Here is a 26212-nt window from a genome sequence, read left to right on the forward strand (position 1 = left end):
GCTCCTTACTCGGCCAGGGCGATTGGCCCAATTTCATCGAACACATCGCCGGGGCCCGGGTTCTCTGGGTGGGTGCTGCCACCGAAGTGAGTCATGATGCCCCACACCGCGTTGAGCGAGGTTTGTACGGCGCCTTCGACCCAGGCGGGCGTCCACGATACGTCGTCACCGGCGATGAAAATCCCGCGTTGTTCGGCGGGCATGTCTTTTTGCATGAAGTGCGCGTACATCCGCTGGTTGTAGCGATAGTGGCCGGGCAGTGCACCTTTGAAAGCCCCGAGGAAGTGCGGGTCGGCTTCCCAGGAAACCGTGATCGGGTCGCCGATGATGCGCGCCTTGATATCGACGTTGGGGTAGATCTTGTTCAACGCGTCCAGGGCCAGCTTCACCCGCTTGTCGATAGGCTGGGGCAGCATTTTCAGGGCGTCGCTCATCCACGAGTAGGAAAGGCAAATCACCCCCGGCTTGTCGTCGCCATTATCGAACAGATAGGTGCCGCGGGTCAGGCGGTCGGTGAGGGTCATGCTCATCAGGTCGCGGCCGGTTTGCGGGTCTTTGTCTTTCCAGAATGGGCGGTCAACCATCACGAAGGTTTTCGACGACTGCATGTAGCGCGTGCGGTCCAGGGCCATCCACATTTTTTGCGAGAACAAGGTTTCGTCGCATTCAATCTGAGTGGTCAGCAGCCAGCTTTGGCAGGTGGTCAGCACCGCGGCGTACTCGCGGGTATCACCGTAGTTGTCAGTGACGGCGAAACGGCCATCGGCCGCATGAGCAATGCGTTTGACCCCTGCCCGTGGTGCGCCTCTATGCAGCAAGCTGAGGCTGGTGCCGGCCGGCCAATGGGCGCAGCGCTCCGGCACATGACGCCAGATGCCCATGGGCACTTGCGCTACGCCGCCAACGACCAGGTGTTGATGGTCGTCGCAGTTGGTCATCACCACGCGGAAGATTTCCAGCATGGAGTTGGGGAAGTCCGAGTCCCAGCCGCCGGTGCCAAAGCCGACCTGGCCAAACACCTCGCGATGATGGAACGACAACTTGGCAAAGGCCTTGGAGGTTGCGACGAAGTCGTAGAAGGTACGGTCATCCCACAGCGGCACGAGCTTGTTCCACAGTTCTTTGAGCCGCGGTACATCACGGTCGCGGATCGCCTGCTGGATATCGCCGAACTGCGAGCCGGCTTCCAGTGCATCGGCCCAGGCATCGGCCACTTCCTGAAACAGCGCAGGCAAGTCGGAGAGTTTTTGTGCGTAGTGGGTCTGGCCTTCCAGATCAATCACAGTGCTGCCGGACGCCGGGGTCAGCGGGTTGGGAAAGGGTTTGGTTTCCAGCCCCAACTTGTCTACGTAATGGTAGAACGCCGTCGACGACACCGGGAAACGCATCCCGCCCAGCTCGGCGATGATGCCTTCGGCGCCTTCGAAGGCCTGGGAGCGCAAGCGGCCACCCATCTTCGAGGCTTCATACACCACTGGCTTGAGCCCCAGCTTCATCAGCTCGTAGGCCGCGACCAAACCAGCGATACCGGCGCCCACGATCGCCACTTCGGCCCCATGGTTGGCGGCGGGAATACTGCCCAGCCCGGCGGGGTGCTCGATCCAGTCATCAAATGCGAACGGGAAATCCGGGCCGAAAATGGTGATGGGTTTCTTGCCGTCTGCTGGGTGACGATTGGTCTTGCTGATAGTGCTGGACGGAATGCTCATGGCTGACCTTACTGACGGCTCGGCGGGATATGGCCCGTTGAGTATAGGAAAAGATGGCAGCCAGTTTAGGGAGCGTAGCGCTCGTTAATAAGACGCAATGTGTCGTCGGATTGCACTGATTTTTGTCAATATGACGAAATGGTTGATCAGATTGGCTGTCCGCGATCCAATTTGTTGCTGAGGATGATCGAGGTGGTGGTTTTCTCCACACCGTCGACACTGCCGATCTGATCGAGCAGTTGATCCAGTTGCTCCGGCGAATCGGTGCGCAGCCATGCCACGTAATCGAATTCGCCGCTGACCGCACACAACTGCTGCACCTGCGCCATGGCACTCAGCCTGCGCAGCACCTCTTTGCCTGAGCGTGGTTGCACGGTAATCCCCACATAAGCCTGCAAGCCGCCATCCGCGACGCGCTGGCCCAAGCGTACGCCGTACCCGGTAATCACCTGGGTCTTCTCCAGGCGTGCCAGGCGTGACGTTACAGTGGTGCGCGCAATCCCCAGTTGCCGGGCAAGCATGGCCACGCTTTCGCGGGCATTGAGCTGCAGGGCGGCGATCAGTTGGCGGTCGATTTCGTCTAGGGCGGGCAAGGGGGGACTCCGGTGCGGACGACAATGAGTACGCATGGTACAGGCTGGGTCCGGCCGAAAGAACCGTTACACCAGACACGCAAAAGCCGCGCAATGCGCGGCTTTCAAGTTGGTGGGCCCAGCAGGACTCGAACCTGCGACCAAGGGATTATGAGCCCGAATAAAAGACCAGTCCCCATTGGGAAAACCCCGTAAATCATGGATTTTATTCTGCTTTTGTTCATATTTGCCGGATAGGTTTACGGCTAGTGTGGACGCATTGTGGACGGCCATCTGTACCGTCCATTGCACTCCTTTGCAAAACGTCTCACACCGTGCAATTACCATCACCCCATGAAGCCCCACACCCGGCCTGGCCTGGAGCCTTGATTGCACCACCCTGATGGTTTGCACAAAAAACCAACGCAAAGCCCGTCGGCGGGAGGGGGATAAGTGCTTTTTTGACAGTTTTTTTCTTCGTCAGGTGATTTTCCCTGACAGCTGAGCTGAATGGCCCACTCTCTGTTTGTCGCCGCCAATTCAGCGGCCGGTTTGGCCGTTCAGCATTGCCTCTGGCCCCGATGCTGCTGGATGAGGTACAACCGTCAGACACAATGAAGTCATAGACGATGTGGGCTTGAGTTGGCCTTGTCACTGCAGTTCTGGGGCCAGGGATGTCGTATTTTCGCAGCGCACCTGCCAAGCATTGATAACCCACGTCCAGACAGTCGTTTCAAACTATGAAAAGGAGCGGTGCAGTGGTTGTAGATAAGAGTAAATTCAATTCGCATATGAAGCTGTTTCGCGAGTTAATGGACAAGTTAGAGTTAAGTGCTGATGAGCTAGAAAGAATAAAGAGCTATGTCCAAGAAAATCCAGAAGAGCTGGATCAGTTTTTTTCTCTCAGTCTCTACCAGACTTTAGAAGAAGGTAAGGATGCGTTACTGTTTGAGCAGTATGATTATTACGAAAAATTTAGGAGGAATATTTTTTCAACCTGGGAGGCTCCGCTTAAAAGACTAGATAGTCTCCTCTATATTTGTACGGAGATAGTGGAGGAACTTCGGCAGCAAATGGCTGCTTCGGAGTGTCAGCGAACTGTAAAAATTAACATTGCAACACGTTTGCAGGCTCGCTGCGTCCAAGTCGGAAAAGAGATTTCTCACTTGTTACATGGTGGGTACGCTGATGGTGCGTTTGCCAGATGGAGGACGCTTCACGAGACATCAGTAACAACTAAATTTATTTGCGAGGGCGATGAAGACTTGGCCTGTAGATTTGTTGACTTCCAGAGCGTCATGCGCCTAGATGCTGCGACGAAGTACAATAGTCGAAACGAATTGGAGTTCGACTCATTTTCTGATGAGAAAATAGCTGGATTTGAGAAAGAGAAAGAGGAAGTTCTAGGTAAATACGAGCCAAACTTTGAGAAAAAATTTGGCTGGGCAAGAAAAGCACTTGGTGATACCGTTAAAGGTAACGGAAATTTAACGTTCGTAGATGTGGAGAAATTTGTTAAGTTAAGTTTCTTGCGAAACCATTTTAGCTTTGCGAATCAGTATGTGCACGCTGGCATTGATAGCATCGGTTTTAAGTTGGGGACATCAATGTCAAGGGCGGATATTATATTGGCGGGGCCTTCAGATGAGGGCTTGATAGAACCAATACAGTGCACCAGTCTTTCTTTGGTCTATGCAACGGAGTCGTTACTAAAGGCATATCCAAGTCACCAATCCTCAGTAAGAATATCTGTTTTGTGGTTGTGGCATGAGATATTAAAACAAGAGGTATCTAATGCCTCTGCTGCACTTCAGGCTAAAGGTGATGCGGTGCGCCAGAAGGGCAACTTAGCCCAGTAAATAAGCCGCTATCAACTGTCGGGTATCAGGAAGGTATTAAAGGGTTATTGGTTTTAATTTGGTGACCAATAAAGTAGCGGTACCAGCGTTGGCCGTGAATGCCGCTGCGTTTCCCGGTACCGGCGTCGGCCCATGGGTGTGACTAGCCAGCTGGGTATTCATCTGCTGCACCAGGTCGAGCAAATCGCATAGCACCTGCAGCGCGTTGACACCCTCGGACCCTACCCATGTCTTGGGAGCGACGAGTCGCTGGCTGACCGCTGCCACGCTCTTTCGTAGCCCCTCGATTCTTTCCTGCATGTCACCGCCCACTGTGGCGTTGTGCTTCTGCCCCACCACCAGGTTCAAGTCCCGCCCAGTAGCCTGGTGCAGATCGTCCACAGCCGCCAGGCTAGCGGACCCGCCCGATAGCAGCTTGAGCGCACCCAGGGCCTCGATCGTCTTGATACCTCCCACTGACTCAGTTGAATGGTCATCCACCGTCCTGGTGTGATTCTGGAAACGCTCAGTGTTACCCATGGCGTCCACTTCGCGCTCGATCGCCTTGTCGTGGATCTTGCCGTCAGTCTGGCGCAGCCAGTTGCCATCGGCGTCCACACGCTGCTGGCACGCCTCGCTGTGCTGCCACACCTGATCCCCCTTCGGCACGCTGGGCATACTCAGCCCGTGAGGCAGGATGGTTTGGATATAGGGCTTGTGGGGCAGGCCATAGGCGAAGCACACCACAACCTGGGTGCCTTCCTCTGGAAAGGCATAGATGCCCATTTCCTCGCCACCGGTGGGCAGCGGTAACGGCACGCCCGCCAGGATCGGCAGCTTGGTGTCTGGCTCTCCGTCCGGTCCCATGACCTCGATGTCGACCGCATAGCGTGGCCGGAAGTCGTCACAGATGCCAGCGCCGGCCGGGGCGTCGGCCACGGCGACAACGCGGGCAAAGCGTGGCAGGTGGTAACCACCGGTGAGTTCGGGAAATTGTCGTTCTACGCTGCGGCGGATTGCGTCGTCCATCGGATGGCCATCTGGTTGTCGATGAGCGCCACACTGGTGATGCGCTCGCCGTGGTTGATTGTTGCACCTGGTCGCAACCCGGGAAGGGCTGCAATCATCGCGCTTTGGTTGCCCTGGTAGTCGTCGAACAGTTCCACCGGCAGCTGTAGCGGCGAACGAACGCCAAAGAAGCTGTCGGCCCAACTGCCCACGAACACTTCCCCGTCGCCCTGCTGCTGCCAGATGAAGTTGGGGATATTGAAAACCCGGGCCAGGCTGTCCATGGCTTGGTAACCAGCGGCCAGGCTGTAGAAGAACGGCGCCTTAACGCCGGCGTAGGGCCGATCCGGGACGCGAAAGCGCAATCCGGTGTGCTGGCTGATCTCGACCAGGACGGCGCGCAGATCGACGTGACGCAGGTTCAGCGGCAACGGGTTGGCCAGGATCGCGGCCAACTCGCGGCAGAACAGCACCTGCTGGGTGCTGCTGGCCGTGGTGGAGCGTTCAACGTAGCCAATGAAGTGTCGCTGCAGCGTATTGCCGTTGTAGCCGATATCGAGCGTTACCAGACCCTTGACCGGCGCCGAGGCTTGAATAGTGAACGTCGCCCGGCCGGGGCTTTTCGCGTCCAGCCGGACTTCGTTTTTGACCAGGACGTAGGGCACGCCGTTGATGGCCAACTCCTTGTGCAGCTTCATGTGTTAGCCCCGCCCAGCCAGCCGTCCACCTTTTTCAGCGTGGCTTCAAAGCCGGTCAGTTCCTCCGGCCCGCTGTTGGTATCGCCACCGGTGCCGCCGCTGCCACTCACTGCCCCGCCCGGGCCGGACTGCGCGGTGACGGCGTTACCCGATCGCCGGCCTTCGACTTTCTCAGGGTTCGACAGCTTTTCAGTCAGGGTGAACTGGATCAGCCAGCCGCGCAGGTTGTCGTCTTCTCGGGCGCTCACGCCTTCGGTGAACGTCACCTGGCGCATACCGAACGCGGCGGCGGTGTCGTTGACGATGCGGTAGGTCTTGAGCTGGCCACCGCCTTCGGTCGCTTCCACCAGGCGCATCAGGTCGCGCAGTTGCACCTGGTCAACGAAGGGAATCATGAGGCTGACGGTCAGGGTCTTGGGCTTGAAGCCCTTGTGCCCCTTGTCGGTGTTGCTGGTCTGGCCTGACAAATCGTCGCTCTCAATGCGCAGATTGCCGGTGACCTTGAGGTTCTTCCCGCGTACCTCTTGCCCATCCAGTAGCAGCGTCATAGGCCCACCAACTCACGAACAAAGCTCAAACCTTTTTCCGATCCCACCAGGAGCGCGCCGGCACACAGCACCCATTCATGCCCCGGGGCGTCACCGGCCAGCAGCGCCTGGCGCAACTCGGCGGCGTTGCCTGGGCCGATGAGGCGTGCACGCATACTGCTGTCAGGGTTGCCGCCGGCGAGTGAGGCTTTCAGGTCGGCCAGTTGCTGATCCCGGCCCTGCTGTTGAGCCGCCTTGCGGTTGGCCAACGCGACAAGGTCGGCCATGGGTGAGTTGTCGGCCGCGTAGCTCTCCAGGACCGCGAGCTGGCCAGACATGGATTGCTGCGCGGCCTTGACCACGGTGCAGCGCTGCAGGGGCAACGCCTGCCAACGCGGCAGAGTGCCGGCGGCGGGGATCTCCCACTTTTCCGTCTCCAGCTTCGACAGGTGCCGTGCGCGGCGCTCGGCCCGCACCAGGTCAGGTATGGGCAACAGCGCATTGAAGCGCGCTAGGCTCTCGGCCAACTGATCAAAGCGCGTGGCCAGGAACATCAGGCACAGCGCGAACTGGGGGCCATCCGGTCGGCCGGTGTCGCTCACGTCCACCAGCTTGCCAGCCAGTTGCTGCAGCAGGTTCGGCGCAGACAGGAAGCGCTGATAGCCACGACCCTGGCCGATACCACTTTGAAACGGCGTCACCACCAGGCACGCCGGGGCCTCGCCCATCTGATCAGCCAATGCCCCACGGCCGGCAACGATCGCGCCTTGAGCGGCGGCGCCCACCGGCCCCGGGTTGCTGCTGGTCTTGCCGTCCAGGTCCGCCAAGCGCTTGGCGGTACTGGCTTGTTCAGTGCTGGCCAGATCCTTGGCCGCTGACAGCTGGCCCATCCATTGGGTGGCCTGGTCTGGCCAGCGCATTGTGACCGGGTTCCAGGTCATGCCGGCGGCGCCCATTTAATGGCCTTCATGACCTTGAGCTTTTTATCTTTAAGCGCGATGGCCAAGTCTTGCTTGAGATTGTCGGCGTGCTGCAGCGCCGCTTGTTTGAAGCGGACCAGGTCCTGGCTCACCCGGTGCAACTGGGCCGCTGTATGCGGGAGAAAACCTTTCACCTGGTTGGCATCGAAACAAGCGTAGCTAGCATCCAGGCCGCTTAAGACCATACCCGTCAGATTGATTTGGTCATCCATCTGGCTGCTGTAACGGTATGGCTCGCCCAATGCACTGGAGATAAACCCGCTCTCGATATGACGATTACAGCCGGTGTTGATCTCCTGCAGCTTTTGTTCATACAACGCGGCCAGTATTGCGCCGATATCGTCTACCCATTCGCCATCCTTCCACACCTGGTCAGGCCCTGGCTTTTTCACGGTGTAGCCGCTGGGAATTGGCCCCAGGCCGGTGATCGTCTGCGGTTCACCGGTAGTGATACTGTAGACGATGAGCCCGTCAAAATAATCAACAAGGCTCCATTTTCCGTTACTCCAGCAGGCTGCTTTGTTTGCCGGGATCTTCGGTGGCGCCGTCTCGACACAACCGCCGGGGATCAGAAACACACCAGGCTCCAGAGGCGATTCTTCGGCCTCGGCCTGGCCGACATAAAGGCCCAGTTGGTTGGTTTGGTAGACCATTTTGGTTTTCATGTTGAACCTCAATACTTGATGCAATACATCATCGCGACGTTGATAGGCCGCGACTCATTGCCGCCGGACGCGTTTACTGTGATGTTGTGGCTGTGGGCGCCTGCAGCTGTGCTGTTTGCCGACAAATTAGCGCCTACCGAGTAGTGTCCGGCACCTTGACCTGTGGCGATATTGAGCGCGATCGGCCAGATTCCGTGGGAGTGCTCGCCCTGCACATCACTGGTGGCGGTATGGCTGTGCGAAGCGTTTTGGCTGCTCTGCAGCGAGCCAAAATTGCGGCCCGGGTCAACACCTCGGGAGTCATCCGCGCCACGGACAAATACCGCCCTTAGATCAGGCAGGGCAAAGGTAGAGACGCCGTCGCCGGCGCCATAATAGGTGCTGATCTGGGCGAATAAATCCGCGTAGATGGCCCTGGAAACTAAGGCACCGTTAGCCTTGAGATAACCGGTAGGAGGGACGTCCATAGCGAACGCTACAATGGCACCGGCAGGCACGATAGTGCTGGGGTTCAGGTTGCCTGTGTGCCAAACCTCGCGTGTTGGCGTCCAGCCCTTTTCAGTGTTTGTCACAGAACGGATCAACACACGAGGCTCTGCCCGTCCCTGTACAAACCCTATCTGCCCAGCGTATTCGCCACTGCCGTAGGGAATATTTACCAACCCCGCGTACTGGGAAAAACTGGTGGCTCCTTCACCAAAGTAATAGAAACCACCTGGTAGACCGATGGTGTCAATCGCCGCCTCGGTAGCTACGTTCGAAGCCAGACCGTACTTGCCGATTTGAATAGCATCCTTGATGCCATAACCGGCCAAGGTTGTGGCTTTGTCCGCTTTGGTGTTTGGATCAAAGCTGCCGCTATGCCAAATGGCGCTACCATTCCAACAAAGCTGGCCACTAGCAGCCATTGCCAAATCACCGGCCACCACAGTTGCCCAGTGAAAAATCATACGCGGCGCGTAATCAAACCCGCGTTGAGCGTCATACACCAATTGTGCTTCTCGAATCTCTAACGCCCCGCTTGTGTAAGTACGCCCTGGCACCGGCGCATACAGTTGTGGGCGCTTATCTGTGGTCCCCAGTGGCAGCGCGTTAGTGATGCCGTACCCGTCCAGCGTTGTGGGCTTTCCGGTGGTGATGATCGACCAGTCCAGGGCGGGGATATCACCTCGCACCAAGCGTTCATTTCCGTAGACCAGACCTTTGGCATTAATCAGCACCTTCGTATAGGTTCCAGGCACTACCCCTGTATCTGCCAACGTCATAGCGATGGTGGCATCGGCAGTGCCGTCAAAGGTTGCCGAACCTGTAGCCGCCCCGCTCACCGACAACCGGCGTGCAGTCTCCAGCTGTTTGGCCTTACCGGCCGGCGTTACACCGTTTATCAACTTGTTGATGGCGTTCTGCAGCGTCCAACGAGCCGTATACACGGCCTTGGTGGTAGCCAGGATAGAGCTGCTATTGGTGTCGTCATCGTCGCTGATGGCATTGGGCACATTACTCAGCCCCACATCGCCTTTGGTGGTCGCCCTGGCGCGCAAGTTCTGATAGTCACCGTTGCGCGCAGCCAGGTATTGAATCAGCGGCCCTGTGATCGGCTCAACCGTCCGGTGGTCTGTGATTGCAGTACTGGTGATAGACGCCAAAGAAATACAAAAATACTGGGTGCCGGCGCTGTCCACGTAGTCGACCTGGTTAGGATCAAAAACCACCCTCCAAGTCGCCACGACATCGTTTAACTCGCGGCGTAGCGCAACATGTAGCCACACGGGCACCGGGATTGCAGGAAGGGCCAAGGGCAACGGCGCGCTTAATTGGATGCGTACCCCCTCGATATAGGCCAGACCTGGTGCAAGCTGGTATCCCTGGCCGACCTTTTCAACCTGGAACGCGGCTCCAAAGAAACAGGCACGGCCAAATACATCTCGATTGCTCAGGCGCTCACGTTCATCTATGCCTTTAAGCCGCACGGTGAAGTCGTGCTGCCAGGTGCTGGCGTCGATGGTGACGCCAGTCAGTGCCTGGGCTCCGTCAAACACCACCAGGATGTTGCGGGTAACGTTGTTGCCCAGTTGCAGCGGAGGAATGTTCTTGCGCTTCTGCTGCAGCGGCACATAGGCCACCGCTAGCAAAACGTTTTCGGCGGTCTCCAGGCCGATCCAGTTCCAGTCAAAGTCCCCGATATCACTGCCCAACATCGAGCTGTAGACCACCTGGTTAGGGTTCACAAAACCGATGTTCTGTGGCGGGATCGCGTAGGTATGCACAATCTGCGCTGCCGGCGGCTTTGCGGCGCCACGATCAACCGGCGCGTTCGGGTCCAGGCCAGGTACATTGGCGAACACAAAGCGCACGACATCTAGGCGCTCTTTCGAGCCCAGTTTATGGGCGATCAGGCTTTCACCTGCAAGGGTAATACTGGCTCCCATTGGGGCTCCTACAGGCTGGCGATCAGCGTTTGCTGGTCGTCGTTGAAGTCCACCGCGACGATGCGCAGCGATACGGGGGTGATGGTCACGAAGTCATAGCGCCGGCATGTGCGGCCGTATTGCTGAATCAGCACGCGCAGCAGTTCGGGGTTCTGCGATAGCTGCGAATCGGAAAGGCGCAGCAGCACCACGTCCCAGTCCCGATCGGCCATACGCTCGTCAATCTCGACGTAGCCCACGCCCAGGCGCTGCAGAATGCGCTTGAGCCCTGCCGTGCTGCCGGCGTCGACTGCATTGAGAAAGGCGAACTTGACTCGCAAGCGGTACAGGCTTTCTGGTTCGTCCTTGAAGCGGCTGATATCCCGCTGCCAGGCCAGCAAATCAAGAACGGTCAGATGGCAGGTTTCGGCGTCCATCTGCAGCAGTGGCCACTGCAGCCAGCCCTCCACTATTTCCCACCAAGACTGTGCGGCGGCTTTCAACTTCGCCAACTGCGGGCCATCGAGCCAGAACGGCAAACCGAGCTTGATCATGGCAACACCACCTGCAGGCTGCTGATGCGGGGAATGGTCAGCTCAGACACGATGTCGTCATTGTCGAAGTGCAGCGATTCAATGCCGTTGAACTGCTGGTGGAGTTCTTCGCCCAGGCGGCTGAAAGAAAAGCGTGCCTGCGGATAGGTCAGGGTCGGCTGGTAGTCACCGGTTCCACTTTCACGGAAGGCTGCACGAATAAACTGATCTACCTCGGCCTGCAGCTTGGTGCGCTGCTCGCTCGTCAAGACGGGCCGGGGCCACAACGACACACGCAGTGCGTGCTGGGTTTCGGGCATCACCATCACCAACAAATCATCGCCATGGCCATGGTTGCCCTGGTCGCGGATGTGGGCGTTGATTTGCTCCAGGTACGTCGCTGCCGGCACGTCAGCTTCAAACAACACGTAGGCATTGGCGCTGCCTGGGCCCCGAGGTGCGCCGTGCAGGAAGTAAACGCCGTCCGGCCGCACGCCTGGAAAGGCGGCGATCATGGCGCGGTACACCGCGTCGGTGTGCCATTGATTGACCGCCGAAAACTGGTTGCGCACGCGCAAACGCAGCTGATCGTCGGGCTCAGGATCTGCACCTGGTGCAATCAGCCAGCCATCGGTGTTGACCACCTGGACGATGCCGGCAATGGGCACCGGCAAGATGGCGTAGTAACCCGGGGCCAAGTTGTAGCCGCTGCCAACTTCCTCTGCTTCTGCAGGTACTTCCAACTGCAGCACACCATCGGCAAAGGTCATCGCTTGGGTAGTAACCAGTTGGTAAACGTGACCATTAATCGCCGCGGATTGCACCTGGATGCCGGCCGGCAGCTGCAGCACGCCGCCGGCGACATCACGGGTAAACAACAGCATTCCCTTGGCCCTGGTCGCGCCTTTGCGCTCGACGTTGACCGCCCAGGCCAGCGTGTCCAGCCACTTGTCGCGGGCTGTTTTGACAAAGAAGTTGGGCAGGACCGTGCCGCTAACAAAGTTGATCAGCCATAGCACCGGCTTGGTCACCAAGGCGGTGATCACCCGCCAGAACGGTGAGTAAGCGCTTGTGTTGCTCAGCTTGCTGCCCTGGGCCGCGACTTCCTTTTCCCACGCTTGGCGCAAGCCTTCCTCAGTGACCGGGATGCCTCCGTCCGCCAGCGCCTGTTTAAAATCGACGTCGGTCACAAGGCCACCTCGATGTCGCCAAATTTCAGCGTTTTCGCCGTGACCAGGTACCGGCCAGACTCCACTTGTTTAATGAGCGCTGTGCCCGGTACCAGGCGTGCATCGGCCTCTACCAGCAATTCCAGCTGCTGGATGCAGTCGCGCTGACGCAACTTGCTGCGCTCGGCCACCAACGTGACCAGCAAGCCGCTCTCGCGGATCATGTGCGCGATGTCCTGGGCGATGCTGGCCCGGTCCTCGATCAGCAACGGCTGACGCGATGGATCCAGAACCAGGTCGTTGTCCCTGATCAGCAAGTCGATGTATTCGCTCATCCACCCACCGCCATGGCCAACATGCCTTCCAGCTCCAGAGGGTTCATCGGTTTACCGGTGTGAATGTTGACGTTCTCCACATGCGTGCCCTTGTTTTGGGTTTGGCTGTTGTTCTGGATGCTGGCCAGCAGGCCGCCACGGGGCACAGCGTCCGGCCGCTTGGGTGACAGGCTGGTCACTGCGCTGTTGATTCGTTGCTGGCTTTGCTCGGCCTTTTCGGTCGGTTTAGATGCGGTGACCAGGGCCGGCGGCTGGGTTGGCTGCGGGACGTTCAACTGCGGCCCTATCGGTGCCGGTTTTTTTAATGCTGGCGCGGCCACTAAGGCCGGCGCTGTACGTGGGGCTTCGGGCGCGGTCAGTGGCTGGGCGATCGGCGCAGAGGCCTTCGGTACGGGTGCAAGCACCAGGGCCGGCGCTTGGGCCTGGGGCTGCAGCGCGTTGAGTGTTGGCATTGCCGGCGCCGGTGTCTTTGGCGTAGCAGACAGCATCAGGGGCGGCGCCTGGATGGGTTGCTGGGGAGCGCTTACCAACTGGGGTAACAACGGCGCCTCGACCTGGGGCGCGCTGATCGTCGGCAACTCCGGCGCCGCCGGCATGTCACCAAACGCCGCCTCAATGTTCACGCCGGGGATCTTGTTCAACATCTCGATCAAGCCATTGATGGCCTGTTTAAAGATGCTAACGATGCCGTCCCAGGCCGCACTGGCCATGGCAGACCAACCACCCATCGAGTCGAACCAATCCGACAATGCGGTCAGTTGGCCGCTGACCCATTTGAGCGCCTCGCTGTTGAGTAGCGCGCTCGTCCACTGGTCCCAGTAAATGATTGCCGCCGCCACGGCCGCGACCAGGGCAACGATGCCGATCACGATCCAGGTCACCGGGTTGGCCAGCAACGCGGTGTTAACCAACCAGATAGCGCCTTGCCACAGCAGCATGGCGCCCTTAACCAGGCCCATCCAGGCGACCATCAGCACCAGGCCGGCCACGAAGCCGATCACCATCACGGTGTGGTACAGGAACATGGCGATACTGCGCAGGCCGGCCATGGTCAGCACTTTCCACACCGTGACCAGGCCCAGCCAGACCATCTTCGACATGCCCACGGTCAAAGTGAGCAACGACATGGCGGCGATGATCCCGAACACCACCAACGTGGTGATGCCGATCACACGGGTGATGTTGGGGAACAACTGGGTCCAGCGGGTCAGCGTGCTGGCAATGCCCACCAGGCGATCCATCAGCGGTGCCAGGATCGGGATCAATGACTGGCCGAAGGCAATGCGCAGGGCCTGCACAGCGGCACCGAACTGTTGCCACGGGTCCACCATGGCCTTGGCCATACGCTCGGCGTTCTCCAGGCCGCGCACATTGCCCAACTGCTCCATGCCGTTTTTCAAGCGGCCGGTGTCGCCCATCAGGGTAGTGATCAGGCGGGCCGCTTCACCACCAAAGGCGTCGCGCAGTTGCTTGCCGTTGGCCTCGATCGACAGATCCCCGAACTTGCCCTTGAGCTTGTCCAGGATGTTCATCATTGGCAGCAACTTGCCCTGCTGGTCGACAAAGGACATGCCGAGCTTTTCCGATGCGCCGCTGACGTTCTCAAAGAACGACTTATAGAGGCCACCGGCCTCCCCGCCGTCCATAGTGCCGCCCAACGTGCCCAGCACCGCCATTTGTTCGGCCAAGCTCACACCGGCAGTGCTGGCCAGGCCGCCCGCCGCTTTGAACGCTTCGCCGATCTGCTCGCCACTGGTGCGGAACAGTTGCACCGCCGTCGCAGTTTGGCCGGCCAGCGTTTCAACCCACTGGCCCTTGCCCATGGCGTCGGCCTGGCCCTTAAACAGGTTGTACATGGTGCCGACGTAGGTGCCCATGGTGTCTGCGTCGGCCTTGGTGGCCTTGGCCAGCACATCACTGGCGTTGGTGAACGTCGCCAGTTGATTGCCCACCAACCCTTTAATAGCACCTTCAATGTGGTATGCCGAGGCGACAAAATCCCGGGCGTTCTCGCCATAAGCGACAGAGAACTCCAATGATTTGCGGTTCAGAGCGTTCAGCGCATCTTCGGCCACGCCCAGCGATCGGACTTCGCCCAGGGCGCGGTTCATCTCCAAAGCCGGTTCCAGTGACTGGGTGATGGCCACGCCGGCGCCCACCATCCCAGCCAGGCCAAGGCCCATCTGGGTGATGTTCTTTTGGCCCTGTTGGGCCAAGTCAGAAAAGCTCGTCTTCACCTTGCCCATAGGGGCTGTGACCTTATCGGTCAGGCTCAAAATGAAGGCCAGGCGGGCGCTACGGTCGGTCATCGATGTTTATCCGTTGAGTGCGTAGGCGATACCATTGGCGATGGCAATTTCCATCCGCCGCCAGTGCTCGTCCTCTAGCCATTTGGCCGTTCCCATCACCTCGGCGGTGGGTTCGGCACCAGGTAGCCAGCGACCGGCCAGGGCCACCAGTTGGCCCAGGCCGTTTTCGGTCAGTCGTTCGGCGTGGTCGAGGGCTTTTTTACGGTGATTTCAACGTCCGGGCCGTACTCTTCCAGGAGCGCGCCGGCCAGTTGCATGACCAGCACCGGGTTGCCCAACTGGGCCTTGAGACTGGCGCGTTCTTCCTGCTTGACGGTGGTTACCAGGAGATTGTTGGCCGGCGAAACCTTGTTGGTTTGGGTCACGGCGTTGAAGTACTTGGTCACGTCCTGCGGGGTCAGTGCGAAGGTAAATTCTTTCTCGCCTACTTCCAGGGTGATATCGCGTGTATCGGTCATGGTGTAACTCCATTCAGGTTTAAAAGTGGTGAGTCAGCGCAGGCAAACCCGGCGCACGTGGTCCTGCAGGCCCAGGATCATTTGCCGACTGAGGGCAAGCTGATCTCTGAGGGTGAAATAATCCTGTCGAGCGTCTGCTGTGAGTTCGGGGGTAATTGCATCAGCCACGCCGCTGGTGCTGGCCGATTGGGTGGCTCGGGCGCTGCAGGTGGCGTTGAGGCGCAACCGGTTAAGGCCAGCGTCAACAGCGCGGCGCAGACTGTCGTTTTCAGTGCGTTCATCGTTCAGTTCCTGGGTGCGTTGAAGGTCGATGGCGTCACGCTCGGCCAGCATCTCGCCGCTGATGCGCGCCGCTTGGCGTAGGCCGCTGGCTTCGAACACAGCGGCGTCCCGCTCACTACGGGCGGTGTCGCGCTGGCTTTCGAGCAGGCCAAAGCCGAACCAGGCCACCAGGCACAGCACCAGGATGAAAGTGCCTTCGCGCATCACAGGCCCACCTCACACAGAGCCGCTTCCGCCAAACGGCGCGCGTGCAGCCCCGGGATAAACACCTTCTTGCCCTGGGCGGTGGTGACGAAGGCCCACACCGGGGTTTTGCCATCAGGCGCCCAGGCGAGGGCCTGACAGCCCTCTTTGATGCGGCCGGCATTAATCAAGCCCACGGCGCGACTGGCGCAGGTGCTGGGGTTGCCGAAGTTGTGGCCATGGCTGCTCAGGGCGTCGAACGTGTTCTGGCCCACGTCCTGGTTGGTGATGCAGTCGGCCAGTTGCAGTTGGCCTTTGCTGATCACCAGTTGCTCGACCTCGTTGCACCGGGCGTCCGACCAGTAGTCACCCACAACCACGGGGTATGGGCTTGTATGGCGGGTTATGCCTTTGCATACGGTCGGCAGGCCACGGGCCAGCTTGTCGGCGTAAACCGTGTTTTGGCCGTTGCCTTCCCAGGTGCCCAGGAACACCACCAGCGTGGAGCTGCAAAGCGCAATGGCGCCGGCGGCGATCTTGCCGCGCAGGCTCATGGTTTCACCTTCCAGTCGCGTAGCATTTGGCGATACTTGGGAACCAGCAGCAGGATCTGCAGCACCATGTAAAGGGCCGTCAGCATGTAGGCGACAGCCGACCAATCGACGGTCCCTGTCGCGCCAGTGGCCGCAACACCGATCGCAGGCGACGCCTTTGCCAATGCGATGGCGGTGTCCTGGGCCGCCTGATTCGCGCTCATCGCTGCATTCCTCTCTCGAAAAAAGACTGACACGGTACGCAACGGGTCTTGCCGCCAAGCGCCTGGCGCGCCGGGGGAATCTCGATGTCACAGTCCTGACAGTGAGTAAGGCTTGGGCCCGCTGACTCACGCCGGGCTTGGGCCAACTGGGCGTCGATAGCCTGGTCCCGCTGACGTTGTTCCAGGGCTTGGGCGCGGTCGAACGGGCAGACCATCAGCTAATGCCCTCAATCTCGGTGGCATCCAGGTACGGCACGCCGTTAATGCGGATAAAGTCCGGGCTGGTGACTTCAAACGGCACCTTGTGCTTGGTCTTTTCGCCACCCTTGGGATCGATGTTCAACAGGCTGGAAACCTTCAACTTGCAGCCGAATGCCTCAACGCGCAGCTCGTCGTCGCCGGCCTTAGCGAAAAACACCGAGTCGAACGCCTCCAGCTTGCGAAAACTGCCGGCAGCGCGTGCCGCGTCGATCAGCAAACCGAAGTTGGCCGAGTCCAACTCAAGCTCACCAGCAGCTGACACGTCGCCGTCGACGTAGCCGTCAGGCACGCCCCGGGTTTGCGCGGTCTTGCTGTTGTCGGTGATATCCAGGGTGCAGCTCTCGACGTGGACCTGCAGATCGCCCAGGTTCACGTCGAAGTTCTTGCCGCCAATACGTGACATGGGGGGTTACTCCGAATCGTCGGTGGAAAGGTCCAGGGCGATGTTCGCCGTGAGGTCTTTCGGGCAGTTGTGGGGCTTGATTTTTATGTACACCTCAACGGCGGTTTTGCTCTTCCAGGTCAGCACGATGTCGCCGTCTTTCGGCGATTCGATCTCGCCCGGGAACACCTCGCCGGCGAACTTGACCGACTTGGCCATCTTGCGAAGTGGAGCCATCAGCGCGTTGACGTTCACCGCCATGCTGTTAGCGGTGCTGTTCAAGCGACGGTCAGCCACGCGCCGGATCAGCAGCGGACGCACCAGGCGCGCCGCCTTGTCTGAAAGACGCAGATACTCGATCACCTGGTAGTCGCTGGCCGGCGTGTCCAGCATGTTGCCGTCACCCCAGTACACGCCTGGGTAATCGGGATAGGTCTGTGAGACAGAGAAGCGGGCTTTATCCAGCTCGGCGCGGATCGAGGACGGCAACGGGATACCTTCCTTGTCCACAGGCACCGCCCCCAGGCCCAAAACGGCACCACTTGCCACTCGCATGGGGCTGTCTGCGATGCTCACTGCAGCGTTAGCCAAACGACCGCCCAACACGCCCAGGTCATTGCCGTGCAGTTGAGGAACGGCCAGCACACGGGGAGCGGCAAGACCGTCCACGATGGCTTTCTGGTCCACCAGGTATTCAGACCAGCTCTGGAGCGGCGTCGGGCTAGGCGTGGCCGCCATCACGAACACGCGGCGCCCATAGACGTTGCCGAGCGCAATCGCGGCGTCGTGCATCGCTGACAGTTCAGCGCCCTTGGTCACCGGCTGGGTGATAACCACGGCCTCGACAGAAAAACCTTGTTGCTGGGACTGCTCCAAGGCTGTTTGCCAGTCGCCTTCGGGGCCGATTGGCGCTGCCAGGCAGGCCCAGCGATCGCCACCGTTCAAGCGTGCGGCCGTGACTTGGGTTTTCAGGTCGCTGGCCGGCAGGCCGAGCTGGGAATCCAGGTCGCTGTCGGTGTTAAGGGCGATCAATTTGCCGGCGTTTTTCGGGCCGGGGCCGATGAACAGAAAATAGCGCTCGATCTCAGTCACGGCGCCTTGGCCCAGATTGAGATTGTTAACGCTGACCTTGCCAAGTGCCATGGTGTGCCTCGTTAGCGGGGTGAATTAAGGATTTGTTGGAACACCTGGTTAACCAGGGCGCGGGTTTCGTTCCCGCTCTCCACACCGAGGAACTGGCGTTTTGGCAGGGTGATATCCCAGCTTTGCGCGCCCGTTGTTTCGGTTCGTTCGTCGTTCAAAATGCGGATCAGCAAGCCGGCCTTGGCGTAGTTCACATGCTCTTGAATCCAGGCCACGGACGGCCTGGCCAGCGCCTTCTTGCCTTTCTGGCGGACACGAAAGCCCAAACGACGCAGACGCTTGGCCTGTTTGTCGGTGCAGGCGATGCCTGGGGGGACTTTGTTCCAGCGCCGCATCTGCGCGGCGGTACGTCGCTCGCTGACGCCGTTGTGCTGCTGCGCGGCGACCCAGCGGGTGAGGGCGTTTTTCCAGCCCAGTTCGGCTTCGTCGGAGCTGACGCGGGTCACCTGCAGCAGTTTGGCCAGGCCGGCTTCCATCTTCTTCTTGCCCTTGGCCGAGCCCTTGCGCTCAGCGAACGGCGTGCCGTCCAGGTTCTTCTGTTCCCGCACCCGCTTGCGGCTCATCGTCCGCACGCGCTTGGTCACGTTGTTCAGCAGTCGCCGGCGCAATTGGGGCGGCAGCTCAAGCAACGCCAACTGGGCGTCGACGTTGACCATGCCCCTGACATCAAGGGCGAGCGGATTAGCGGCCATCGCTGCCCACCTCGCCTTGCTCAGCTACCCACAAATCGAAGGGGACGAACGCCCAGGTTTTGCCGAACGCCTCGATCTCGCCGGCGGGATCTTCGGCCAGGTATTGCGGTTCGATAAATTCCAAGGACAGGTCTACGTCGAAGCTGTCCTGGTCGAGGGGTTCAACTGCGAACAGCGGCGCCGGCAATTCGTGGCGGTCCCGATCGGGATCATGGTTTTCCAGCCAACTGCCGACCAGGGCCATCAGTCGCGCGGGGTTGCCAGTGAAGCTCTCCAGCGAGAACACAGCGCGATAGCGCATGTCAGCCATGTGCAGGCCGTCGCGGTCGGGCTTCCAGATCAGCTCAAGGCTGACCTGCTCGGTCCAGCTGTCGAATAGCTCAGGCGCAACCAGGTTACGGGCCATCAGATAGGAGGTCAGCGCCTGCAGCTGGATCATTGCAACGACGCCGTAATGCGGCCGCGGCCTTGCAGCGCACGCACGGCCTGCTGACTGAAAGCCAGGAAGGTTTCAGCACGCTCCGGCGCTTCCTTGCCGGTGTTTTCGGCGCTTTCGCGGCGGGTGACAGTGGCGAACTGGGGCAGTGAATTGCCCTTGGCGCGGCTATAGACAGCACGTTTATAGAGCGTGACCTTATAGGCGTAAGCCCATTCTGCCGGGGTGTCCACACCGGCCGCTTCCTGCAGGTTCGATACCCCTGCCGTCTGCAGCTTCGCTTTCACGCGGGCCAGGTCGGTGTTCACTTCGAACATGGCGCTTTTCAGTGTGTCGACCAGCAGCTCCACCAGGTACTCCGCCGGCACGCGTTGTTCTTTCTGAAACTCGGTCACGGAAAGGTCCGGCCAGAAGCCGTCATTCTCGATCGTCAGTTCCACAAAGGTGGTGGGTTTCCCGGAAAAGCTCATTACTGGCCGCTCAAATAGGGCGGGGAGCCTGTTTTCAGTGGGACGGTCCATAAATGGGCGGCTCACTTCCACAGGTCCCCGCTGGGGGGGTAGTCGGTTATTCGGAAGCCGGGTTAGCAGCCGTTTGTTTTTCCAAGGCCCTGCGGACCTGTTTGATGCGTGTGTTGTTGCCGGCCTGGGCATAAAGCTCAGTGGAGCGTTCCAAATGCTTGAGCGCGATATCCCACTGCTCCGCCTCCATGGCGCGCATACCAATCAACTTGTGGTACTTGCTTGGGATCTGCTCGGTCAGCGTCCACTCGCCGTCAACACGTGGCAGCAGGTCGGACAGATAGGGCTCAGGGCTGCGGCTGGCGTTGTATTCGGCGTAGGCCCACTCACACACGGCGTCGGCCACAAAGGTCTGGATGTCGCGGCGCTTGAAACGCTCCGGCATCTGCTGTCCCTGTTCCATCAGGAAGTCCGCCAGTTCCAGGGCGTCATCGAATTGGGCCGTATCGAACAACCAAACCATGACCTGCACCGCAACGCGGTTAGGGAAGTTCAGGCCCGACTCGCAGTAGCGCTGGACGTATTCCTGATACTTGGGCAGCAGCTCTTCGCGCTTGAGTGCCTGTCGTCCGGCCAGCCCGTTAATGGCGCTGATTCGCTCCAGGTCCTGGTCCAACGCCGCTTCCTGCAGTAGCAGGTGCTTGCGAGCATTGGCGGGACTGCTCAGTGCATCGGCCGGCGTATAGGCCAAGCTTGCAGCAGCGGACATCGCCGCTACTGCAGTGCTGCCCAAGGCCAGGGTGCGGCGCTTGTGCGCCAGGGCCAGACTCACGCCGCCACCAATTCAACGTTTTCAGTGAACGCGATCTTCTCCAGCTGCTCGATCACGTAGCCTTCGTTGCGGCTGTTGTAGTCCTCGACGCGGGAGCGCTTCGGGTTCTCGATCGTCTGCTTACGCCAGCTGGTGTCCTGGTAGTAGATCGACAGGTTGTCCCAACTGGTGACCAGCACTGCGTTAACCGGGAAGTTCGGCACGCTGAAAGCCGGCAGACCGCCATAGGTCGCAATGACCTGGGCGTTTTCGATGCGCTCTTTTTCGGTCGGCGTGTCGCCTTGCTTGGTGTACAGCTTGGCCTTGTCGGAGGCGAGCAAATCGGTGCCGATGATCGCGACCAGGTCGCCGTCTTCGCGCAGGATCTCGTCCACCATCTGCTTGGTGTCGTGCACCAGGGCGTCAAGGTTGGCGTAGTCACCACCGGCGCCCAGTGTGACCTTACCGGCAGTCTTCCCCTCTTTGAGCACCTGCTGTGGGGCTTGCTCGCGAAGTTGCTGCAGCCAGCCTTTGTTCACGTCCTGCAGCTTGGGGAATTTCTCCAAATCAGTATCAACAGCGGCGTGAGTGCCATGGAAGCCGATAACGATCCGATCTTGTGCGATACGCTTCTGCACGGCGGCGGAATAGCGCTCTTTGAAGTCGGGAAACTTCGCCCAGGCGTCGATTTTGGCGTACGGAAGACCAACGTCTGACTGGGTATCAGCCAGTTCGTATTGGGTGTTATCCAGCGCCGATGCGTCCTTGGCTTCGCGGTCGGTGGTCTTGGTGTTGGTGCGGCCAGTGACCGGGCCATTCACACCGATAAAGACTTTTTCGCCCTTGATCTCACTTACCGGGACGACGTTGATACGTTCCAGGAAGTCAGCTTTCGCGGTAATTGCGTCGTTCAGCTCCTGGGCAATCGTCGGTTCCACGCTGAACATGCGGCTCGATCGCTCGACGCCGTACGCTTCGGCCATCGCTTCTTGCAGCTCGGCATACTGTTTGGCGCCACGGGCGCTTAATGGCTGGGCCATGTCAGAGCACCTTACGTCGTGGGGCGGCTACTGGACCGGGGTTGCGTGGCAACTGGCGACCGGCCGAGGTGTTCTGCAGGGCGGAAAACTGCTTTTGCAGCTTCTCCAGCTGAACCAGAACGGCCTTGTTCGACCCACCGACACGGCGGAACTCACGTTCTTCTTCGGCCGTAGTGACGATCTCGTCTACTGCCGCGCTCACGTCGTCGATTGGTGCCTGTTCGGGTTCTGGTGCATCTGCGGCGGCGGGTTCAATCACAGCCTGAATGCCAGCAGCGACGACAAGCAGCTGCTCCAGCAGGGCTTTAAGGGCCGTTGCGGTAGCTTCATCCATTGGGGGTTTGCTCTCTGTTTGGGGGGGAGTGGTTTCGGCGGGCAACGCATCAGCAGCGAAACGCTTGAAGAAGCCGGTCAAGGCTTTGATCAGTCCGGTTTCGGCGGTGCTTGAGATACCGTCCTGCAGCCGGCCGAGTTCGACCGAGGCGGTGAAGTAAGAGGCGCGGTTGTTCTTGTGAGAAAAGTAGAGTTCCTGGGTGCCAACGCTTGCGGGCTGATCGGTAACACCGAGCCCCGTCAGATACGCCCTGCCGCTACCGCGAAAGTCGGGTGTAATTTCAATGCTGCTGAACAATTTCTGGCCCTGGTCATTCAGGTACAGCAGGCGATCGTTCGGCTTCAATTGCGCTTCGAGTGCTACTTCGCCCGGTTCCAGGTCGTCGGCTTCTTCTACCAGGCGCACGGCGAAAACGGTGCCGTGGGAGCCCGGCAAACGCTCGTGGTCGCACCAGATCACCGCTGTGTAAAAGGACGGCTTGTAGGTTTCAGCGATGTCGCGCAGTTCCTGGGGAAGGATCACGCGCCCATCAACGGTGGGTCCGCTGGTGGCGACACGTTTCCAGAACGAAACAAGGGAACGGGGCATGGGTTTGACTGCGCTCAATCACTGAATGAGCCGCCACGATAGGGAGCCGCCAAGCCCCAAACAAACGGTTCAAATGCGCGTTTCTCCTATATTCACGATATAGGTGGATCACGGAATTTAACCCCGCGTTTCCAGCGTTTTCGCCGCATAGACTGCGGCCCATGTACTACTCGACCGAAGTTAAAGAAGCCGCTAAACGCCTATTTCTGCGTCGCTGTAAGGCCAAGGAAATTCAGGCGCAGCTAAACCTGCCCAACATCCGCATCGTCTACTACTGGATACGCCAGGGCGGTTGGGAGGACATGCTGTCGGACGAAGAACCGCTGACTGCAGTCGGCCGGCGTATCACCCTGCTCCTGGACAAAGCCAGCAGCCTGACCAAAGACGAACTCAACGAGCTGGACCGACTGACAACGGTGCGCGAGCGCTTGTTAAAGCAAGCGGTCAAGCCGTCGCCGGCACCGGGCGGGGAATCAGGCAGCGAACCGCAGGAACGCCGCCAGGGCGCGCGTGGGGAGCGCTCCGGCCGTGGCGAGGGTGGCGGACGAAAAAAAGAAAAGAAGGTAAAGAACGACGTCAGCGAACTTACCGAAGTCGATTTTCTGGATAAGTTCATCAGCAAGATGTACGACTACCAGAAGGAGCTGTTCGCCGCCAAACAGAATCCGCTAACGATGCGGATCCGCAACGTTCTGAAAAGTCGCCAGGTGGGATTGACCTACTACTTCGCCGGCGAAGCCTTCATGGACGCTGTGCTCACTGGTGACAACCAGGTTTTTCTGTCTGCCAGCCGTGCCCAGTCCGAAATTTTCCGAAGCTACATCATCGCCTTTGCCCAAGAGTGGTTCGGCCTGGAATTAACCGGCAACCCGATAGTGCTCAGCAAAGATGGCAAACCCTGGGCCGAGCTGCGCTTTCTCAGCACCAACGGGGCCACTGCGCAGGGCTATCATGGCCATGTTTACGTCGATGAATACTTCTGGATCCGCGACTTTGAGAAGCTGAACAACACCGCCAGCGCCATGGGCACTCACTTCAAGTGGCGCAAAACCTACTTTTCAACGCCCAGTGCCGTCTCACATCAGGCGTACCCGTTCTGGACAGGGGAAAAATTCCGTAACGGCAAGCACAAAGACGCCAAAAAGCCGTGGCCCAGTGACGAACAGATCGCAGCCGGCGCGCTTTGCCCGGATGGGCACTGGCGCAAGATCATCACCGTCCTGGATGCACTTGCCGGCGGTTGCAACTTGTTCAATCTGGAACAGCTGCAGTTGGAGTATGAAGACGACAAATTCCAGCAGTTGTTCATGTGCAAGTTCATCGACAGCAGCCAAAGCGCGTTCGGGCTCAAGGATCTGGAGCGCTGCTATTCCGACCTGTTGTTGTGGGAGGACTACAACTCGGAACTGGATCGGCCGTTCGGCAACAGCCCGGTTTGGCTTGGCTACGATCCAAGCCGGACCCGCGACGATGCCACCTGCGTGGTGGTCGCCCCGCCACTGGAACCCGGGGCGAAATTCCGCATCCTGGAAAAACACAGCTGGCGGGGCCATTCGTTCACCTACCAAGCCGCCCAGGTCAAAAAGCTTACAGAGCGTTTCAACGTGCAACACATCGGGATTGACATCACTGGTGTGGGCTACGGCGTATTCGACCTGGTGCGCGACTTCTACGCGAAGGCGACACCGATCCACTACAGCCTTGAGACCAAAAACACCCTGGTGCTCAAGGCCCAGGACACGATCCAGGGCAGTCGCATCGAGTGGGATGCCGGCTGGACCGATATCGCCCAGGCATTCCTGACCATCAAGCGCGGCACCACCACCAGCGGCCAGGTTACCTACAGCGCTTCGCGCACCGATGCCACCGGCCACGCCGATATCGCCTGGGCGGTTATGCACGCCCTGGCCAATGAACCCCTCAATACCAACAAGCGGCGCCGTAGCCGCTACGTCACGAGCGGAAACAATGCCCAAGTCACAACGCAGAAAGCCCCAAGCCAGCCAGCAGGTACAACAGCCACAGCCCATGCGGGCGTTCACCTTCGGGGAACCGGAACAGGTGCTGTCCGGCAACATCGGCGAGTACCTGGGGGTGTTTCTCAGCGACGACGGCGAAATCTACAAACCGCCGGTTTCGCGGGCGGGCCTGGCCAAGCTACTGCGCGCCAACGCGCACCACGGCGCCATCCCCAAGTTCAAGCGCAACCTGCTGCTGCGTGAATTCATCCCGTCCGAGGGCTGCAGCACGCAGACCATGGGCCGAGCGAGCCTGGATTACATGGTGTTTGGCGAAGCGTATTTCTATCGCGATACCAACGCCTTTGGCGAAGTGCTGGAGATGCAGCACCTGCCGGCTATCAACATGCGGGTGAAGGTCGACGGCGGGTTCAGGATGCTGCTGCCAGACTGCAAGTATATGGACTTCCACCAGGACGAAATCGAACACGTCCTGGACTACGACGTGGAACAGAACATCTATGGCGTGCCCGACTACCTGGGCGGTCTGCAGGCGCTGTTGCTCAACGAAGCCGCGACTCTGTTCCGCCGGCGCTACTACAGCAACGGCGCGCACGCGGGTTACATCTTCTACACCAACGACCCGGACCTGACCGAAGAAGACGAAGAGAACCTGCGCGCCCAAATCAGCGCCAGCAAGGGTGTGGGTAACTTCCGCTCGATGTTCGTCAACATCCCCAACGGCAAGGAAAACGCCATCCAGATCATCCCCGTGGGGGACTTCCAGGCCAAGGACGAACTGGAGAAGGTGAAGAACATCACGCGCAATGACGTGATCGCGGCGTGGCGTATGAACCCAGCCCTGGCCGGGATCATCCCGGAAAACAGCGGTGGGTTTGGGGACATTGAGAAGATCGATCGTGTGTACACCAGCAACGAGATTCGGCCGATTTGTCAGCTGTTCAATCAGCTAAATGACACATTGAGGGTGAATCGTAGGTTTGCGTGGAGGGAGGTTGCTATTGAGGTGGCACCTACTTGATGTAGGAATTCTTAGTAGAGGAAACCAATCCACCTTGTGGCAAAATAGTGTGCATACGTACACCCTTGGGGAGGGATGCAATGCGGATTACATGTAGGGAATGTGGCGGTAAGGCGCGGATCGGATCGCGAGAGAACGTGTCTGTGGAGTACGCCAAGCTCTACTGCCAGTGCTTGAATCCGCTTTGCGGCCATTCCTTTGTGATGGAACTCAGTTATTCCCACGCTTTGCGGCCTGCGGCGGCGTCGGTCGATCAGTTGATTTTCGACCGGCTCCGCGAACTTCCGCTCAGTCGGCAGCGACAATTATTTGATCAATTAAGTTCTTTGCCGGGTTGATGAAAAACCGCTCCAAGTTTGCTGGAGCACTCCAACAAACGATCGCTTGACCAAACCATCGTTGCTACAACTCCACCGCTTTCATCTTCATCTAAGGGCCTTGCGCCCACCGATACGCTTAGTCCGATAATAACTTTGGCGACCTCTTCTATGATGTCTCGGGCTGTCGTAACAGTGCGTTCGTCCATTTCAATGGCTCCTTGTTGGCAGGTCAGAATTTGCGCACTTTACGGATTCCAATTTTATTTTGTCAAACATTAATTTCTGCAGCTGCTCGGGTCCTAAAATTTCCTGT

At 59.2% G+C, this 26212-nt stretch carries 31 protein-coding genes; 4 read left to right on the forward strand and 27 right to left on the reverse strand.

Going from position 1 to position 26212, the window contains the following annotated elements; genetic code table 11:
• Positions 1-5: 5 nt before the first annotated feature.
• A complete protein-coding gene (locus JH25_RS10335; RefSeq protein WP_032881195.1) occupies positions 6-1688 on the reverse strand; it encodes a flavin monoamine oxidase family protein in 1683 nt (560 codons plus the stop codon).
• Between the two features lie 167 nt (positions 1689-1855).
• Positions 1856-2302, reverse strand: a complete 447-nt coding sequence (locus tag JH25_RS10330) for an Lrp/AsnC family transcriptional regulator (RefSeq protein ID WP_003194755.1) — start codon at positions 2300-2302, stop codon at positions 1856-1858.
• 737 nt (positions 2303-3039) lie between these two features.
• Between JH25_RS10330 and JH25_RS10325 the strand changes: the two genes are divergently transcribed.
• On the forward strand, positions 3040-4140 hold the full coding sequence (locus JH25_RS10325) for a DUF5677 domain-containing protein (RefSeq protein ID WP_236648053.1): 1101 nt from the start codon (positions 3040-3042) through the stop codon (positions 4138-4140).
• Between the two features lie 36 nt (positions 4141-4176).
• On the opposite strand, the gene JH25_RS10320 is transcribed toward JH25_RS10325, so the two are convergent.
• From JH25_RS10320 to JH25_RS10210, 24 genes are all read right to left on the reverse strand, one after another.
• The gene (locus JH25_RS10320) at positions 4177-5148 is read right to left on the reverse strand and encodes a hypothetical protein (RefSeq protein ID WP_032879128.1); all 972 of its coding nucleotides are present in this window, start codon (positions 5146-5148) and stop codon (positions 4177-4179) included.
• The gene (locus JH25_RS10315) at positions 5121-5825 is read right to left on the reverse strand and encodes a hypothetical protein (RefSeq protein ID WP_032879129.1); all 705 of its coding nucleotides are present in this window, start codon (positions 5823-5825) and stop codon (positions 5121-5123) included. The genes JH25_RS10320 and JH25_RS10315 overlap by 28 nt, the downstream gene beginning before the upstream one ends.
• Positions 5822-6373: a baseplate complex protein gene (locus JH25_RS10310; RefSeq protein ID WP_032879130.1), complete on the reverse strand. Its 552-nt coding sequence runs from the start codon at positions 6371-6373 to the stop codon at positions 5822-5824. Before JH25_RS10310 ends, JH25_RS10315 begins: the two co-directional genes overlap by 4 nt.
• Positions 6370-7308, reverse strand: a complete 939-nt coding sequence (locus tag JH25_RS10305; RefSeq protein WP_236648055.1) for a hypothetical protein — start codon at positions 7306-7308, stop codon at positions 6370-6372. The genes JH25_RS10310 and JH25_RS10305 overlap by 4 nt, the downstream gene beginning before the upstream one ends.
• Positions 7290-7997, reverse strand: a complete 708-nt coding sequence (locus JH25_RS10300) for a DUF4376 domain-containing protein (RefSeq protein WP_032879131.1) — start codon at positions 7995-7997, stop codon at positions 7290-7292. The genes JH25_RS10305 and JH25_RS10300 overlap by 19 nt, the downstream gene beginning before the upstream one ends.
• Before the next feature lie 8 nt (positions 7998-8005).
• Positions 8006-10426 carry a phage tail-collar fiber domain-containing protein gene (locus JH25_RS10295; protein ID WP_032879132.1) on the reverse strand — a complete coding sequence of 807 codons (2421 nt, stop codon included), beginning with the start codon at positions 10424-10426 and terminating at the stop codon, positions 8006-8008.
• 8 nt (positions 10427-10434) lie between these two features.
• Positions 10435-10959, reverse strand: a complete 525-nt coding sequence (locus tag JH25_RS10290) for a phage tail protein (protein ID WP_032879133.1) — start codon at positions 10957-10959, stop codon at positions 10435-10437.
• Entirely contained in the window at positions 10956-12128 is a 1173-nt protein-coding gene (locus JH25_RS10285) for a baseplate J/gp47 family protein (RefSeq protein WP_032879134.1), read from the reverse strand. Before JH25_RS10285 ends, JH25_RS10290 begins: the two co-directional genes overlap by 4 nt.
• Positions 12125-12442 carry a DUF2590 family protein gene (locus JH25_RS10280; protein ID WP_032879135.1) on the reverse strand — a complete coding sequence of 106 codons (318 nt, stop codon included), beginning with the start codon at positions 12440-12442 and terminating at the stop codon, positions 12125-12127. The genes JH25_RS10285 and JH25_RS10280 overlap by 4 nt, the downstream gene beginning before the upstream one ends.
• Positions 12439-14751: a phage tail tape measure protein gene (locus JH25_RS10275; protein WP_032879136.1), complete on the reverse strand. Its 2313-nt coding sequence runs from the start codon at positions 14749-14751 to the stop codon at positions 12439-12441. The genes JH25_RS10280 and JH25_RS10275 overlap by 4 nt, the downstream gene beginning before the upstream one ends.
• Before the next feature lie 6 nt (positions 14752-14757).
• Positions 14758-14901, reverse strand: coding sequence for a DUF6890 family protein (locus tag JH25_RS28700; RefSeq protein ID WP_370881244.1), 144 nt, complete (start codon positions 14899-14901; stop codon positions 14758-14760).
• A gap of 20 nt (positions 14902-14921) precedes the next feature.
• Positions 14922-15209: a putative phage tail assembly chaperone gene (locus JH25_RS10270; RefSeq protein ID WP_032879137.1), complete on the reverse strand. Its 288-nt coding sequence runs from the start codon at positions 15207-15209 to the stop codon at positions 14922-14924.
• A 33-nt stretch (positions 15210-15242) separates the two neighbouring features.
• Positions 15243-15695, reverse strand: coding sequence for a lysis protein (locus tag JH25_RS10265; protein WP_032879138.1), 453 nt, complete (start codon positions 15693-15695; stop codon positions 15243-15245).
• Positions 15695-16228 carry a lysozyme gene (locus JH25_RS10260; protein ID WP_032879139.1) on the reverse strand — a complete coding sequence of 178 codons (534 nt, stop codon included), beginning with the start codon at positions 16226-16228 and terminating at the stop codon, positions 15695-15697. The genes JH25_RS10265 and JH25_RS10260 overlap by 1 nt, the downstream gene beginning before the upstream one ends.
• The gene (locus JH25_RS10255) at positions 16225-16431 is read right to left on the reverse strand and encodes a hypothetical protein (RefSeq protein ID WP_032879140.1); all 207 of its coding nucleotides are present in this window, start codon (positions 16429-16431) and stop codon (positions 16225-16227) included. The genes JH25_RS10260 and JH25_RS10255 overlap by 4 nt, the downstream gene beginning before the upstream one ends.
• Entirely contained in the window at positions 16428-16646 is a 219-nt protein-coding gene (locus JH25_RS10250) for a TraR/DksA C4-type zinc finger protein (RefSeq protein ID WP_032879141.1), read from the reverse strand. Before JH25_RS10250 ends, JH25_RS10255 begins: the two co-directional genes overlap by 4 nt.
• Entirely contained in the window at positions 16646-17095 is a 450-nt protein-coding gene (locus JH25_RS10245; protein ID WP_032879142.1) for a phage protein, read from the reverse strand. Before JH25_RS10245 ends, JH25_RS10250 begins: the two co-directional genes overlap by 1 nt.
• Positions 17096-17101: 6 nt before the next feature.
• Positions 17102-18217: a DUF2586 domain-containing protein gene (locus JH25_RS10240; RefSeq protein ID WP_032879143.1), complete on the reverse strand. Its 1116-nt coding sequence runs from the start codon at positions 18215-18217 to the stop codon at positions 17102-17104.
• A gap of 11 nt (positions 18218-18228) precedes the next feature.
• Positions 18229-18909, reverse strand: a complete 681-nt coding sequence (locus tag JH25_RS10235) for a virion morphogenesis protein (protein WP_032879144.1) — start codon at positions 18907-18909, stop codon at positions 18229-18231.
• A complete protein-coding gene (locus JH25_RS10230; protein WP_032879145.1) occupies positions 18899-19348 on the reverse strand; it encodes a phage tail protein in 450 nt (149 codons plus the stop codon). Before JH25_RS10230 ends, JH25_RS10235 begins: the two co-directional genes overlap by 11 nt.
• On the reverse strand, positions 19345-19815 hold the full coding sequence (locus JH25_RS10225) for a head completion/stabilization protein (RefSeq protein ID WP_032879146.1): 471 nt from the start codon (positions 19813-19815) through the stop codon (positions 19345-19347). Before JH25_RS10225 ends, JH25_RS10230 begins: the two co-directional genes overlap by 4 nt.
• Before the next feature lie 97 nt (positions 19816-19912).
• A complete protein-coding gene (gpM, locus tag JH25_RS10220; RefSeq protein ID WP_032879147.1) occupies positions 19913-20638 on the reverse strand; it encodes a phage terminase small subunit in 726 nt (241 codons plus the stop codon).
• Positions 20635-21657, reverse strand: a complete 1023-nt coding sequence (locus JH25_RS10215; protein WP_032879148.1) for a phage major capsid protein, P2 family — start codon at positions 21655-21657, stop codon at positions 20635-20637. The genes gpM and JH25_RS10215 overlap by 4 nt, the downstream gene beginning before the upstream one ends.
• A gap of 1 nt (position 21658) precedes the next feature.
• Complete coding sequence (locus JH25_RS10210) at positions 21659-22579, reverse strand: GPO family capsid scaffolding protein (RefSeq protein ID WP_032879149.1); 921 nt, start codon at positions 22577-22579, stop codon at positions 21659-21661.
• A 161-nt stretch (positions 22580-22740) separates the two neighbouring features.
• Between JH25_RS10210 and JH25_RS10205 the strand changes: the two genes are divergently transcribed.
• From JH25_RS10205 to JH25_RS28180, 3 genes are all read left to right on the forward strand, one after another.
• Positions 22741-24801 (forward strand): terminase large subunit domain-containing protein, encoded by a 2061-nt coding sequence (locus JH25_RS10205; RefSeq protein WP_032879151.1) that lies wholly within the window; start codon positions 22741-22743, stop codon positions 24799-24801.
• Positions 24740-25579, forward strand: a complete 840-nt coding sequence (locus JH25_RS10200) for a phage portal protein (protein WP_032881198.1) — start codon at positions 24740-24742, stop codon at positions 25577-25579. The genes JH25_RS10205 and JH25_RS10200 overlap by 62 nt, the downstream gene beginning before the upstream one ends.
• An 80-nt stretch (positions 25580-25659) precedes the next feature.
• Positions 25660-25917 (forward strand): ogr/Delta-like zinc finger family protein, encoded by a 258-nt coding sequence (locus JH25_RS28180; RefSeq protein ID WP_019817370.1) that lies wholly within the window; start codon positions 25660-25662, stop codon positions 25915-25917.
• Here JH25_RS28180 and JH25_RS28705 read toward each other — a convergent pair.
• Positions 25893-26105, reverse strand: coding sequence for a hypothetical protein (locus tag JH25_RS28705; protein WP_032879152.1), 213 nt, complete (start codon positions 26103-26105; stop codon positions 25893-25895). The genes JH25_RS28180 and JH25_RS28705 overlap by 25 nt on opposite strands.
• Between the last annotated feature and the right edge of the window lie 107 nt (positions 26106-26212).

The organism is Pseudomonas sp. BRG-100 (assembly GCF_000737955.1).
Lineage (GTDB): Bacteria > Pseudomonadota > Gammaproteobacteria > Pseudomonadales > Pseudomonadaceae > Aquipseudomonas > Aquipseudomonas synxantha_A.

Coding starts and splice junctions, on each gene's coding strand:
- JH25_RS10320 (WP_032879128.1), bottom strand. CDS start 5,148: ATGGACGACGCAATCCGCCGCAGCGTAGAACGACAATTTCCCGAACTC.
- JH25_RS10315 (WP_032879129.1), bottom strand. CDS start 5,825: ATGAAGCTGCACAAGGAGTTGGCCATCAACGGCGTGCCCTACGTCCTG.
- JH25_RS10310 (WP_032879130.1), bottom strand. CDS start 6,373: ATGACGCTGCTACTGGATGGGCAAGAGGTACGCGGGAAGAACCTCAAG.
- JH25_RS10305 (WP_236648055.1), bottom strand. CDS start 7,308: ATGGGCGCCGCCGGCATGACCTGGAACCCGGTCACAATGCGCTGGCCA.
- JH25_RS10300 (WP_032879131.1), bottom strand. CDS start 7,997: ATGAAAACCAAAATGGTCTACCAAACCAACCAACTGGGCCTTTATGTC.
- JH25_RS10295 (WP_032879132.1), bottom strand. CDS start 10,426: ATGGGAGCCAGTATTACCCTTGCAGGTGAAAGCCTGATCGCCCATAAA.
- JH25_RS10290 (WP_032879133.1), bottom strand. CDS start 10,959: ATGATCAAGCTCGGTTTGCCGTTCTGGCTCGATGGCCCGCAGTTGGCG.
- JH25_RS10280 (WP_032879135.1), bottom strand. CDS start 12,442: ATGAGCGAATACATCGACTTGCTGATCAGGGACAACGACCTGGTTCTG.
- JH25_RS10275 (WP_032879136.1), bottom strand. CDS start 14,751: ATGACCGACCGTAGCGCCCGCCTGGCCTTCATTTTGAGCCTGACCGAT.
- JH25_RS10270 (WP_032879137.1), bottom strand. CDS start 15,209: ATGACCGATACACGCGATATCACCCTGGAAGTAGGCGAGAAAGAATTT.
- JH25_RS10265 (WP_032879138.1), bottom strand. CDS start 15,695: ATGCGCGAAGGCACTTTCATCCTGGTGCTGTGCCTGGTGGCCTGGTTC.
- JH25_RS10260 (WP_032879139.1), bottom strand. CDS start 16,228: ATGAGCCTGCGCGGCAAGATCGCCGCCGGCGCCATTGCGCTTTGCAGC.
- JH25_RS10255 (WP_032879140.1), bottom strand. CDS start 16,431: ATGAGCGCGAATCAGGCGGCCCAGGACACCGCCATCGCATTGGCAAAG.
- JH25_RS10250 (WP_032879141.1), bottom strand. CDS start 16,646: ATGGTCTGCCCGTTCGACCGCGCCCAAGCCCTGGAACAACGTCAGCGG.
- JH25_RS10245 (WP_032879142.1), bottom strand. CDS start 17,095: ATGTCACGTATTGGCGGCAAGAACTTCGACGTGAACCTGGGCGATCTG.
- JH25_RS10240 (WP_032879143.1), bottom strand. CDS start 18,217: ATGGCACTTGGCAAGGTCAGCGTTAACAATCTCAATCTGGGCCAAGGC.
- JH25_RS10235 (WP_032879144.1), bottom strand. CDS start 18,909: ATGGCCGCTAATCCGCTCGCCCTTGATGTCAGGGGCATGGTCAACGTC.
- JH25_RS10230 (WP_032879145.1), bottom strand. CDS start 19,348: ATGATCCAGCTGCAGGCGCTGACCTCCTATCTGATGGCCCGTAACCTG.
- JH25_RS10225 (WP_032879146.1), bottom strand. CDS start 19,815: ATGAGCTTTTCCGGGAAACCCACCACCTTTGTGGAACTGACGATCGAG.
- JH25_RS10215 (WP_032879148.1), bottom strand. CDS start 21,657: ATGGCCCAGCCATTAAGCGCCCGTGGCGCCAAACAGTATGCCGAGCTG.
- JH25_RS10210 (WP_032879149.1), bottom strand. CDS start 22,579: ATGCCCCGTTCCCTTGTTTCGTTCTGGAAACGTGTCGCCACCAGCGGA.
- JH25_RS10205 (WP_032879151.1), top strand. CDS start 22,741: ATGTACTACTCGACCGAAGTTAAAGAAGCCGCTAAACGCCTATTTCTG.
- JH25_RS28180 (WP_019817370.1), top strand. CDS start 25,660: ATGCGGATTACATGTAGGGAATGTGGCGGTAAGGCGCGGATCGGATCG.
- JH25_RS28705 (WP_032879152.1), bottom strand. CDS start 26,105: ATGGACGAACGCACTGTTACGACAGCCCGAGACATCATAGAAGAGGTC.